8 protein-coding genes are annotated in these 13,234 nt (G+C 33.0%); 7 read left to right on the forward strand and 1 reads right to left on the reverse strand.

The window, feature by feature from the left end; translation table 11 throughout:
* The first annotated feature begins 316 nt into the window (after window positions 1-316).
* Both pfkA and pyk read left to right on the forward strand, forming a co-directional pair.
* On the forward strand, window positions 317-1,285 hold the full coding sequence (gene pfkA, locus ACP7BT_RS00825; protein WP_037538353.1) for a 6-phosphofructokinase: 969 nt from the start codon (window positions 317-319) through the stop codon (window positions 1,283-1,285).
* Between the two features lie 20 nt (window positions 1,286-1,305).
* A complete protein-coding gene (gene pyk / locus ACP7BT_RS00830; RefSeq protein WP_426303711.1) occupies window positions 1,306-3,066 on the forward strand; it encodes a pyruvate kinase in 1,761 nt (586 codons plus the stop codon).
* 302 nt (window positions 3,067-3,368) lie between these two features.
* Here the strand turns inward: pyk and ACP7BT_RS00835 are convergent, their stop codons facing one another.
* The gene (locus ACP7BT_RS00835) at window positions 3,369-4,730 is read right to left on the reverse strand and encodes an amino acid permease (protein WP_002483049.1); all 1,362 of its coding nucleotides are present in this window, start codon (window positions 4,728-4,730) and stop codon (window positions 3,369-3,371) included.
* Window positions 4,731-5,083: 353 nt separating this feature from the next.
* Here ACP7BT_RS00835 and ACP7BT_RS00840 point away from each other — a divergent pair, with 353 nt between their 5' ends.
* The 5 genes from ACP7BT_RS00840 to polA all read left to right on the forward strand — a co-directional run bounded on the left by ACP7BT_RS00840 (window position 5,084) and on the right by polA (window position 13,224).
* The gene (locus tag ACP7BT_RS00840) at window positions 5,084-6,202 is read left to right on the forward strand and encodes a citrate synthase (protein WP_002483050.1); all 1,119 of its coding nucleotides are present in this window, start codon (window positions 5,084-5,086) and stop codon (window positions 6,200-6,202) included.
* 110 nt (window positions 6,203-6,312) lie between these two features.
* Window positions 6,313-7,578: an NADP-dependent isocitrate dehydrogenase gene (gene icd / locus ACP7BT_RS00845; RefSeq protein ID WP_041079995.1), complete on the forward strand. Its 1,266-nt coding sequence runs from the start codon at window positions 6,313-6,315 to the stop codon at window positions 7,576-7,578.
* Window positions 7,579-8,000: 422 nt separating this feature from the next.
* Window positions 8,001-8,711, forward strand: coding sequence for a response regulator transcription factor (locus tag ACP7BT_RS00850; protein WP_011302915.1), 711 nt, complete (start codon window positions 8,001-8,003; stop codon window positions 8,709-8,711).
* Window positions 8,711-10,399 (forward strand): two-component system histidine kinase PnpS, encoded by a 1,689-nt coding sequence (gene pnpS / locus ACP7BT_RS00855; protein ID WP_041079994.1) that lies wholly within the window; start codon window positions 8,711-8,713, stop codon window positions 10,397-10,399. The genes ACP7BT_RS00850 and pnpS overlap by 1 nt, the downstream gene beginning before the upstream one ends.
* 194 nt (window positions 10,400-10,593) lie before the next feature.
* Window positions 10,594-13,224 carry a DNA polymerase I gene (polA, locus tag ACP7BT_RS00860; RefSeq protein ID WP_002483054.1) on the forward strand — a complete coding sequence of 877 codons (2,631 nt, stop codon included), beginning with the start codon at window positions 10,594-10,596 and terminating at the stop codon, window positions 13,222-13,224.
* The last annotated feature ends 10 nt before the right edge of the window (window positions 13,225-13,234 follow it).

Here is a 13,234-nt window from a genome sequence, read left to right on the forward strand (position 1 = left end):
GTTTTTGATATTCGTGTTAAATATGTTGAAAGCTAAGATAATAATTTCTATTGTCTAAGCTTTTTTGTTATTTTTACAAAATGAAGCAATTGCTATAGATTTATGATTTGTTTACGATAATTCGAATTAAGGTAAATAGTACATAAGTATTCAAGTAATTTTAGGAACTTATAAGGAAACGCTTACTATATGTACAATTATCGAATACTTATATTTAAAACGTTTACATTTGTCACGAAGCCCTATTTTAATGGCAACAGCTTAGATTTTATGGTATTTTTAGAGTAAGAAATACATGTTAGAAAGGTATGTCGTCATGAAAAAAATTGCAGTGTTGACAAGTGGTGGAGATTCTCCAGGCATGAATGCAGCGGTAAGAGCTGTGGTTAGAAAAGCGATTTACAATAATATTGAAGTCTATGGTGTTTATCAAGGCTATCAAGGATTATTAAACGATGATATCGAGAAACTTGAACTCGGTTCAGTAGGTGACACAATTCAACGAGGTGGAACATTTTTATATTCTGCAAGATGTCCAGAATTTAAAGAAGCAGAAGTCCGTAAAAAAGGTATAGAAAATCTACGTAAGAGAGGCATTGAGGGGCTTGTAGTTATTGGTGGAGATGGTAGCTACAGAGGTGCACAGCGTATAAGTGAAGAATGTCCTGAAATACAGACGATTGGAATACCAGGTACGATTGATAATGATATCAATGGTTCGGACTTTACAATTGGATTTGATACGGCATTAAATACTATAATTGAATGTGTAGATAAAATTCGTGATACAGCATCTAGTCATGCAAGAACTTTCATCATTGAAGTTATGGGACGCGATTGTGGTGATTTAGCGCTTTGGGCTGGTTTGTCCGTTGGTGCTGAAACTATTATTGTTCCAGAGGTTGAGACAGACATCAAAGATATAGCAGAAAAGATTGATAATGGAATCAAACGTGGCAAAAAACACTCGATCGTGATGGTCGCAGAAGGTTGCATGTCAGGTGAAGTATGTGCAGAAGAATTGACTAAATATATCAATGTTGATGCACGTGTGTCAGTGCTAGGCCACATTCAACGTGGTGGTAGCCCAAGTGGTGCAGATAGAGTGCTTGCATCACGATTAGGCGGACATGCAGTTGATTTACTGTTAGATGGAAAATCTGCTATTGGTGTTGGAATTCGTAATAATGAATTAACTGATACACCTTTTGAAGAGATATTTAGATCACATGAACATGAGTTTGATTTTGAAACTTATGCGCTAACGAACGAATTATCTATTTAAAATACTGGGAGGAAATAATAATGAGAAAAACTAAAATTGTTTGTACTATTGGACCTGCGTCCGAATCTGAAGAAATGCTTGAAAAATTAATTAAGGCTGGAATGAATGTCGCGCGCTTAAACTTCTCGCATGGTGACCATGCTGAACATAAAACTAGAATTGACTCAATTCGTAAAGTTTCTAAAAGATTAGGCAAAACAGTTGCAATTTTACTTGATACAAAAGGACCAGAAATACGTACACACAACATGAAAGATGGGCTTATTGAACTTGAAAAAGGTTCTGAAGTTACCGTAAGCATGACTGAAGTTGAAGGTACTCCTGAAAAATTCTCAGTAACGTATGAAAACTTAATCAATGATGTTGAAGAAGGTTCATATATTTTATTAGATGATGGTTTAATTGAATTACAAGTTAAATCAATCGATAAAGCAAACGGTGAAGTATTATGTGATGTACTTAATACTGGAGAATTAAAAAACAAAAAAGGCGTAAACTTACCTGGTGTCAAAGTAAGCTTACCTGGTATTACAGATAAAGATGCTGACGACATTAACTTTGGAATTAGTGAAGGCGTTGATTTCATTGCAGCGAGCTTTGTACGTCGTCCAAGTGATGTATTAGATATTCGTAAATTATTAGAAGCGAAGCAAAATAAAAATATCAGCATTATACCTAAGATTGAAAACCAAGAGGGTATTGATAATATTAAAGAAATATTAGAAGTTTCTGATGGTTTAATGGTTGCTCGTGGTGATATGGGTGTTGAAATTCCACCTGAATCAGTACCAATGGTGCAAAAAGATTTAATTAGACAATGTAATAAATTAGGTAAACCAGTTATAACTGCTACACAAATGTTAGACTCTATGCAACGTAATCCACGTGCGACACGTGCAGAAGCAAGTGACGTAGCGAACGCAATTTATGATGGTACAGATGCGGTTATGCTTTCTGGTGAAACAGCTGCAGGTCAATACCCTGAAGAAGCAGTTAAAACAATGCGTAATATAGCTGTATCAGCAGAAGCAGCACAAGATTATAAAAAATTATTATCTGACCGTACAAAATTAGTTGAAACTTCATTAGTCAATGCTATTGGTGTTTCAGTTGCTCATACTGCTTTAAACTTAAATGTCAAAGCAATCGTAGCTGCTACTGAAAGTGGTTCAACTGCCCGTACAATTTCTAAATATCGTCCACAATCTGACATTATTGCAGTTACACCTAATGCAGAAACTGCGCGTCAGTGTGCTTTAGTATGGGGTATTTTCCCAGTCGTTAAAGAAGGACGTAAAACAACTGATTCATTATTAAATAATGCAGTAGCAACAGCCGTTGAAACTGAAAGAGTTCAAAATGGTGACCTAATTATTATTACTGCTGGTGTACCAACTGGTGAAAAAGGTACAACGAATATGATGAAATTACATTTAGTTGGTGATGAACTAGCTAAAGGACAAGGTATTGGTAGAAGTTCTGTAGTAGGTAAAACACTAGTAGTTAAAGATGCTAGTGAACTAGAAGGCAAAGACTTATCAGAATCTATAATTGTAACAAGTTCTGTAGATGAGACGCTTGTACCATATATTGAAAATGCAATCGGACTCATTACTGAAGAAAATGGCATTACATCTCCAAGTGCAATTATAGGATTAGAAAAAGGTATTCCTACCGTAGTAGGCGTTGAGAACGCTACATCTGAAATTCAAAGTGATGTACTCATTACAGTAGATGCAAACCAAGGAAAAATCTTTGAAGGTTATGCAAACGTACTTTAAAAATATAATTTAATTCATAATATAATATGTAGAAAGCCTCGACGTCATGTCGAGGCTTTCTTTTTGATAACAAACTACTATGAATATAGTTTGAATCTATTACTCATTTAAATATCAACGACAGATCAATATGTGCAATAAAAATAAAGAGTCTGAGACATTTATTTTTGTCCCAGACTCTTATTCATTTAGTCATTCTAACCTAAGACAGGTTACGAATGCTATATTAGAAAATTGGATTTCTGTCCAACTCTCTTAAAATATTTTAATAAAGTTTAAATTTGCTCAGTCATAATCGGTTTTTATTGTTGTGATTTTGATACTTGTTTATAGCGCATATACATTAAACCTAAAATAATAAACCAAATCGGTGTAAGAAATACTGCAATTCTTGTATCCGTATTTACGAATAGTAAGCTAAACACTAATATAAAGAATACTAATATAGCATATCCCATGTATTTACCACCTGGTAATTTAAATGACGCATTTTTGTGTAATTCTGGATTTTTACGGTGATAGTTTATATAAGCCACTGTAATTAACGCCCAAACTACAATGAATAGTACCGTAGAAACAGTGGTAATATATGTGAATACAAGTGTTGCGTTCGGTATAATATAGTTCAATAAAGCAGCAATCATTAGTAATCCACATGAAACGAATATCGCTATATGTGGCACTCCGTTTTTATTTGTTTTATTGAAAAACGGTGGCGCTTGTTTTTGTGACGATAATCCAAAGAGCATTCGGCTGTTTGAAAAAATACCACTATTACAAGATGATGCGGCTGCTGTTAATACTACAAAGTTTATAATACCGGCTGCGAATGGTATGCCAATTAGTGCGAAGAGCCTTACAAAAGGACTTTCGTCTGGATTGATTTGATTCCATGGAATAATTGACATGATGACTGCTAAAGCACCAACATAAAATATTAATATACGTGTCGGTACACTGTTAACTGCTTTTGGTAATGTTTTAGTGGGATCTTTAGTTTCGCCCGCGGTTACACCAATAAGTTCAATTCCTACAAATGAGAATAGTGCCATTTGGAATGACATAACAAAACCACTGATACCTTTAGGGAAAATACCATTATTGTACAAGTTAGTTAAAGATGCTTGCCCAAACTGAGTATTGTAAGCCATGATAATCATAATAGCGCCCACTACGATTAAAGCAATGATTGTAACAATTTTTATTATAGAAAACCAAAATTCTAATTCTCCAAATAATTTAGCACTTAATAGATTAAGTGACATTAAGACAAGTACGCAAAATAGAGCACTCATCCAGTTTGGTATGTTTGGAAACCAAAAGCTAACATACTTTGCAACTGCGGTTACTTCGGCCATACCAGTAATGATCCAACATAACCAGTATGTCCAGCCAGTAACAAAGCCAGCAAATGGACCTATGTAATGGTTGGTAACATCTGCAAAGGATTTAAAATTAGTATTAGTAATTAATATTTCTCCCAAGCCACGCATAAACATAAATAACATAAAACCAATTATGATATACGTAAGTAAAATAGACGGGCCAGTTAATGCAATTGTTTGACCAGCACCTAAGAATAATCCAGTTCCGATTGCACCCCCGATTGCAATGAGCTGAATGTGACGATTACTTAGTTCTCTTTGTAACTGTTGTTTTGCCATATATAAGACTCCTTTATTTAGTTATTTATTATTATGCTATGCAATATAAAATAAAACAACTATTTTCTGAAACGATATCATACAGAACACAGTATAACAGTACATTAATAATTTGTTATTAATCATGATAACCAATTGAAAAGGTATAAAAATTGAAGTGTACGTGCTTACATATTAAAATATATCTATAACAACGTATATAGATAGATGCGTGTTTATGGGCATATAGACAAAAACATATTTCTTATTGAATTGGTAAGGAAATTAAAACCTAAATATTCACAAAAGTTCTAAAATTGGATATAATGGTTTATGAAAGCCATTTCATAACGAATAGAAAAGGGGAATTATATATGGCAGAGTTACAAAAAGGTTTAGAAGGGGTAATTGCAGCTGAAACGAAAGTGAGTTCCATCATCGACAGCCAATTAACTTATGCTGGGTATGATATTGATGACTTAGCACAAAATGCTGAATTTGAAGAAGTTATCTATTTACTTTGGCATTATCGATTACCTAATGAAGAAGAATTGAAAGAACTTAAAGAAAAGCTCTTTGAATATATGATATTAAATCCTAGAGTGTATAGTCATTTTAAAGAATACGCTACAGGTAACGTACATCCAATGACAGCATTAAGAACGTCTGTTTCATATATCGCTCATTTTGATGAACATGCTGAAGACGAAGATGAAAGCAGAACAATGGAAAGAGCTATTCGTATTCAAGCTAAAATAGCTTCGCTTGTTACATCATATGCGCGTGTTAGAGAAGGCAAAGAAGCTGTAAAACCAAATAAAGATTTAAACTATGCAGGTAACTTTTTATATATGTTAAGAGGAGAATTACCTAGTGATATCGAAATTGAAGCTTTTAATAAAGCACTTGTATTACACGCGGATCACGAACTAAACGCATCTACGTTTACAGCAAGATGTGCTGTTTCATCTTTATCTGATATGTATTCAGGTATTGTTGCAGCAGTTGGCTCATTAAAAGGTCCATTACATGGTGGGGCAAATGAACGTGTAATGAGCATGTTATCTGAAGTGAAATCCATTGATGAAGTTGATGATTACATTGATAACAAAATAAAAAATAAAGAAAAAATTATGGGCTTTGGACACCGTGTATATAAAGATGGCGATCCAAGAGCAAAATACTTAAAAGAAATGAGTAGAAAAATCACTGCTGAAACTGGGCAAAGTCAATTGTTTGATATCTCAGTTAAAATTGCAGATAAAATGAAAGCCGAAAAAGGTTTAATTGCAAATGTCGACTTCTTTAGTGCGACTGTTTATCATAGTATGAACATTGAACATGATTTATTTACACCAATTTTTGCAGTAAGCAGAACTTCAGGTTGGATTGCACATATCTTAGAGCAATATAGAGATAATAGAATTATGCGTCCAAGAGCACAATATATTGGTGAAACAAACAGAACATACGAACCGATTGAAGAAAGATAAGTCAGATAGAGGCATCACTACTCATAAATAAGTGAGTTGCTTTATATAAATAAGTATTATTTTAGTTAGCCCAATTAAAATATAATTCAAATACACGGAGGTTTTTATACATGGCAGGCGAAAAAGTAGCAAAAACAAATGAAGGTTTAACAGTACCAAATAATCCAATCATCCCATTTATTATTGGTGATGGTATTGGACCAGATATTTGGAAAGCAGCAAGCAGAGTAATCGATGCTGCAGTAGAGCAAGCTTATAATGGTGAAAAGAAAATTGAATGGAAAGAAGTATTGGCAGGCCAAAAAGCCTATGATGAAACAGGTGAATGGTTACCACAAGCAACGCTTGATACAATTGAAGAATATTTAATTGCTATCAAAGGGCCTTTAACTACACCAATTGGTGGCGGTATTCGTTCACTTAACGTTGCGTTACGACAAGAATTAGATTTATTCACATGCTTACGTCCAGTACGTTGGTTCCAAGGTGTTCCATCACCAGTTAAACGTCCAGAAGATACAGACATGGTTATCTTCCGTGAAAACACTGAAGACATTTATGCTGGTATTGAATTTAAAGAAGGCACACCAGAAGTTAAAAAACTAATCGACTTTTTACAAGATGAAATGGGCGCTAAAAATATTAGATTCCCTGAAACATCAGGTATTGGTGTTAAACCAGTATCAAAAGAAGGTACAGAGCGTTTAGTTCGTGCAGCGATTCAATACGCGTTAGACAATAACCGTAAATCATTAACATTAGTCCACAAAGGTAATATCATGAAATTTACTGAGGGCGCATTTAAACAATGGGGTTATGATGTAGCGCATAACGAATTTGGTGACAAAGTATTTACATGGCAACAATATGATGAAATCGTTGAAAAAGAAGGTAAAGACAAAGCGAATGCGGCTCAAGAACAAGCTGAAAAAGATGGTAAAATTATAGTGAAGGATTCAATTGCTGATATCTTCCTACAACAAATCTTAACGCGTCCGTCAGATCACGATGTTGTTGCTACTATGAATTTAAATGGTGACTATGTATCAGATGCATTAGCAGCACAAGTTGGTGGTATCGGTATAGCTCCAGGAGCAAATATAAATTATGAAACTGGACATGCTATTTTTGAAGCAACACATGGTACTGCGCCTAAATATGCTGACTTAAATAAAGTGAATCCATCATCAGAAATTTTAAGTGCCGTATTAATGTTAGAACATTTAGGATGGCAAGAAGCTGCAGATAAAATTACTGCATCTATCGAAAAAACAATCGCGTCTAAAGTAGTTACTTATGACTTTGCTCGTTTAATGGATGGTGCGAAGGAAGTTTCTACATCTGACTTTGCTGATGAATTAATTAAAAATCTATAATTCAGTTAAAATTAAATCTGAAAGCATACATTTAGCATATATTAAAAAAGACGAAATTCTCACTTATGGAATTTCGTCTTTTTATATCAATTGGCTACTAAAACTCTTTGATAACTAAGGGAGTCTATGTGAGATAGGGTTGGAATAAAATACACAGAGTAAATGAAAACGCTTATTTAGGTGTTCATATTATGTATATAGTGTTAAGATTCTGTTAACGCAATATATTGTTTTCAATAATGACTTCAGTTATAAATAGCGCAATACATTGTTTAAAGCAAAATTACAAAAGTTTCAAAAAATATTTACATAGATTATTATTACTTGCTTTGTAAAGTTTATGTTAAAAAATTTTAAACTATGTTATTTTTATTAAAAATTAAGTTATAATTAATTTGTAAACAAAAATATGGAGGTATACTATGTCACAAAAAGTACTAGTAGTAGATGATGAGCAATCAATTGTAACCTTATTAAAATATAATTTAGAACAAGCTGGATACATAGTAGAAGTAGCCTATGATGGTGAAGAGGCATTAGAAAAAGTAAATGCTACAAACCCAGAATTGATTGTCTTGGATGTAATGCTTCCTAAAAAAGATGGAATTGAAGTTTGTAAATCAATACGTTCTGATAAAAATCTTGTACCTATACTTATGCTAACTGCCAAAGATGATGAGTTTGATCGTGTTCTAGGTCTAGAGTTAGGCGCAGATGATTATATGACTAAACCATTTTCACCAAGAGAAGTTGTTGCCAGAGTAAAGGCAATATTAAGAAGGTCTGCAATCGTAAATGAGGCGGTACCAGTTGAAAATGATGAAGATGACATACTCATTGGTTCGATAAGAATTCGACCTGAATATTTTGAAGTATATAGAGAAGATGAATTGCTTGAATTAACACCAAAAGAATTTGAATTATTATTGTATTTAATTGAGCGTCAAGGCAGAGTTATCACACGTGAGCATATGTTGAACTCTGTTTGGAATTATGAATTCGCTGGTGATTCTAGAATTGTGGATGTACATATAAGTCATTTAAGAGATAAATTAGAAGAAAATCCAAAACAACCCAAACTAATTAAGACAGTTCGTGGGTTAGGCTATAAATTGGAGAGACCTAAAGTCTAATGTTAAAGTTTCATCAACGACTTTTATTTTTATTATGTACCATCGTTATTATAAGTTTTTTAGCTTTAGGTGCAATTATTACACATGCAATATATAATACAGCTTCTTCAGCTCAAGAAGGTGATTTGGAACATCAAGCTGATCATCTAGTCAAACTATATAAGAATGACAAAGAAAATGAGATGACTGATATTGCTAAAAGTGAAAAGCTTACAGTTAAAATAGAGGAAAGTAACGATGTCTTGTTTTCCACAAATCAAGGAACACAAATAAATGAGGATATAAAAAATGAAGCAAATCCATCTCGATTAATCTATGATAAAGAAAATGATGATCGCAGATATACATTTAAAACCACTATTGATGATAAAGATGTATACCTTAGTGGAATAAATAATGAGATATTAGAATTACAGATTCAAATGTGGAAATATATTGCACTGATTGGTTTATTTGTGATTATCATCATATTTTTAGTTGTTAGAAGTATTAACCGGACTTATATTAGACCAATTAATGAAGTGACTTATGCAACGAACCTGTTAGCAGAAGGATATTACCATGTGAGAGTACCTGAAAGTAATGTCAAAGAAACCAAAGAGTTATTTGTAACGACGAATGAACTTGCTCGCAGGTTGCAAAGATTAAATCACAAACAAAAACTTCAATCTAATCGATTAAAAACTACGGTAGAAAATATACCAAGTTCCATATTGATGATTGATAAATATGGTGAAATCGTTGTAGCTAACAAATCATTTTATAATGTTTTTACACCTGAAGAAGCTGTAGAGCATAAAAGTTATGTTGACTTTGTAGATTTGACACTGCAAAAACTTATTATCGAAGCATTTAAAGTAGAAAAGCCAATATATGATCAAATTGAATTAACAATTGATCAAGTTCATCAAAAATATTTTGACACATCTTGTGTACCGATTCTTTCTAAAACAAAGAAAAATTTATATGGTATGGTGATTGTGTTACACGATATTACGAATCTTAAAAAACTAGAAAATTTGAGAAGAGAATTTGTTGCTAATGTGTCACATGAATTAAAAACACCAATTACGTCTATCAAAGGTTTTGCAGAAACATTATTAGATGGTGCAAAAAACGATGAACAGACGTTAAATGAATTTTTAAAAATTATTTCTAAAGAATCAGATCGCATAGAAACATTAGTGTTTGATTTATTAGATCTCTCACATGTTGAGCAACAAACAGAAATTGTAACAGAATATGTGAGTCTTTCGGAAATCGCAGAAAGCACAATTAAGAATATGCAAAATATTGCAGAAGAAAAGCAAATCACAATTGTTAATGAAATTAAACCTGACATAGTCATTGATGCAAATAAAGATAAAGTATCACAAGTGGCCTTGAATTTGTTGTCTAACGCCGTGAGTTACTCTAAAGCATCAAGTGAAGTGATTGTACGTGTATATAAAGATGCAAACAAACGTATCATGGAAGTCCAAGATTTTGGTATTGGTATTAGTGCTGAGGATCAGCAGCATATTTTTGAAAGGTTTTATCGCGTAGATAAAGCGAGAAGTAGAGATTCAGGCGGTACTGGTTTAGGACTTTCAATAACCAAACACATTATGGAAGCACATAATGGACGTATTAATGTCTTTAGTCGCCCTAATGAAGGCTCTACTTTTAGAGTCACATTTTTCGAATAACGTTGTGACACATGTTATAATTTTAAAATCAAAGTAGCTTATATGTATATAACGGTCAGATAACCTAAATGGTATTTGACCGGCTTTTTTATTTCGTTAATATTTATTTGAATATCGCAAATATGACGTATCAATACAGTTACGGGAGTTTTTTATGCTAAAATAAATATAAATATGTGTTGGAGGTTAAAATATTGAATAAATTAATCTTAATTGATGGTAACAGTCTGAGCTTTAGAGCTTTTTATGCTTTACCACTTTTACAAAATAAGGCAGGTATACATACCAATGCTGTTTATGGCTTTGCGATGTTACTTGAGAAAATAATTAAAGAAGAACAGCCTACACATTTTCTTGTTGCATTTGATGCAGGAAAAACAACATTTAGACATGAACAATATAGTGAATATAAAGGTGGACGTCAAAAAACACCACCGGAACTAAGTGAACAATTTCCATATGTCAGACAATTGTTAGATGCGTATCAAATTAAACGATACGAATTAGACAATTATGAAGCTGACGATATTATAGGAACATTAAGTAAACAGGCAAATGCAGAAAAATTTGAAACAATAATTGTTACAGGTGATCGAGATTTGACGCAGTTAGCTACAGATGATGTAACAATCTATTACACAAAAAAAGGCGTAACAGATGTTGATCATTATACGCCTGAATTTATTGCTGAAAAATATGATGGCTTAGTCCCAAATCAAATCATTGATATGAAAGGATTGATGGGCGATGCATCAGATAATATTCCTGGCGTGGCTGGGGTTGGTGAAAAAACAGCAATCAAGTTATTGAAGCAATTTTCTACTGTTGAAAATGTTTATAATCATATTGAAGAAGTGTCTGGTAAAAAATTAAAAGAAAAACTAGAAAATAGTAAATCTGATGCTTTAATGAGTAAAGAACTTGCTACAATCAACTGTGATAGCCCTATAGAAGTCACTTTAGCAGATACGAAGTTACCTGAAAGTCCTGATTCAACAGCAAAAATTGATATCTTTAAAAAACTTGAATTTAAGCAGCTTTTAGATCAAGTCGATGTAGAGGGCACGCATACTTCTGCTGAAGAATTAGAACTTGAAATTACATCGGATTTTAGTAATGTAGATTTTAATGAATTATCAGAAGCCACTATTCATTTTGAATTAGATGGATCGAATTATTTGAAAGATGATATTTTGAAATTTGCTTTATATGATGGATCAAATCATGTTGTCATTGATGCGGATAAGGTTCATGACTATCCGGAATTGATAGCTTGGTTAGAAAATGATAAGACAGAAAAAATCGTCTATGATGCTAAAAAATCATATATTGTTGCACATCGCTTAGACATAGCTATTAAACATATCGTTTTTGATGTTATGCTCGCGAGTTATATTATCGATCCATCTCGCACAATTGATGATGTGAATTCTGTGGTTTCGTATTTTGATCAACATTATGTGAAAGAAAGTATAGAAGTTTTTGGTAAAGGTAAAAAAAGACATGTACCTGAGGATGATATTTTAGATCATCACGTTGGAACGATTATCGAAGCAATTAACAAAACTAAACCAAAAATGGAAGCGCAGTTAGAAGAATATAATCAAACTAACTTATTAGATGATTTAGAATTACCGTTAGCACGTATTTTAAGTGAAATGGAAGAAACTGGCATTTACACAGTAGCAACCGATTTGCAAGAAATGGAAAAAGAAATTCAAGCGAAACTTGATGTACTAATTGATAATATTTATAACGCGGCTGGCGAACCATTTAATATTAACTCACCAAAACAATTAGGCGTGGTACTATTTGAAACATTAGAATTACCTGTTATTAAAAAAACTAAAACAGGTTATTCTACGGCCGTAGATGTACTAGAGCAACTACAAGGACAACATCCTATTATCGACTATATTTTAGAGTACAGAACATTATCAAAACTACAATCTACTTATGTAGAAGGACTGCAAAAAGTGATTAGTGAAGATAATCGCATTCATACGCGTTTTAATCAAACACTTGCACAAACGGGTAGATTGTCATCTGTAGATCCTAACTTGCAAAATATTCCAATTCGCTTAGAAGAAGGTCGAAGAATTAGAAAGGCATTTAAATCTAGTGACGATAACAATGTCATCTTCTCAGCTGACTATTCGCAAATTGAATTACGTGTACTTGCACATATTACTCAAGATGAGAGCATGAAACAAGCATTCATCAATGATGAAGATATTCATACAGCAACTGCTATGAAAGTATTTAATGTACAGCCAGATGAAGTTGATAGTCTAATGCGTAGACAAGCGAAAGCAGTAAATTTCGGTATCGTATATGGCATAAGCGACTATGGGTTAAGTCAAAGTTTAGGTATTACACGTAAACAAGCAAAGCAGTTTATTGATGATTATCTCGATAGTTTCCCTGGTGTGAAACAATATATGGAAGATATTGTTAAAGATTGTAAAGCGCAAGGTTATGTTGAGACACTATTACATCGCCGTCGTTATATTCCGGACATCACTAGTAGAAACTTTAATTTACGTGGTTTTGCGGAAAGAACGGCTATGAATACACCGATACAAGGCAGTGCCGCAGATATTATCAAATTGGCAATGGTTAATTTTGTAAATGAAGTTAAACATACTGATTTTCATGCGCAATTATTATTACAAGTACACGATGAATTAATTTTTGAATTACCTAAAGATGAAGTAGAGGCTTTTAGTGAATTTATAGAAGAAATAATGGATAATGCATTGGCATTAGACGTACCACTCAAAGTTGAAACAAGTTATGGTAAGACATGGTATGACGCAAAATAGAAAGTAGGTG

The organism is Staphylococcus sp. Y174-1 (assembly GCF_049897865.1).
Lineage (GTDB): Bacteria > Bacillota > Bacilli > Staphylococcales > Staphylococcaceae > Staphylococcus > Staphylococcus saprophyticus.

Coding starts and splice junctions, on each gene's coding strand:
- pyk (WP_426303711.1), top strand. CDS start 1,306: ATGAGAAAAACTAAAATTGTTTGTACTATTGGACCTGCGTCCGAATCT.
- pfkA (WP_037538353.1), top strand. CDS start 317: ATGAAAAAAATTGCAGTGTTGACAAGTGGTGGAGATTCTCCAGGCATG.
- ACP7BT_RS00835 (WP_002483049.1), bottom strand. CDS start 4,730: ATGGCAAAACAACAGTTACAAAGAGAACTAAGTAATCGTCACATTCAG.
- icd (WP_041079995.1), top strand. CDS start 6,313: ATGGCAGGCGAAAAAGTAGCAAAAACAAATGAAGGTTTAACAGTACCA.
- ACP7BT_RS00840 (WP_002483050.1), top strand. CDS start 5,084: ATGGCAGAGTTACAAAAAGGTTTAGAAGGGGTAATTGCAGCTGAAACG.
- pnpS (WP_041079994.1), top strand. CDS start 8,711: ATGTTAAAGTTTCATCAACGACTTTTATTTTTATTATGTACCATCGTT.
- ACP7BT_RS00850 (WP_011302915.1), top strand. CDS start 8,001: ATGTCACAAAAAGTACTAGTAGTAGATGATGAGCAATCAATTGTAACC.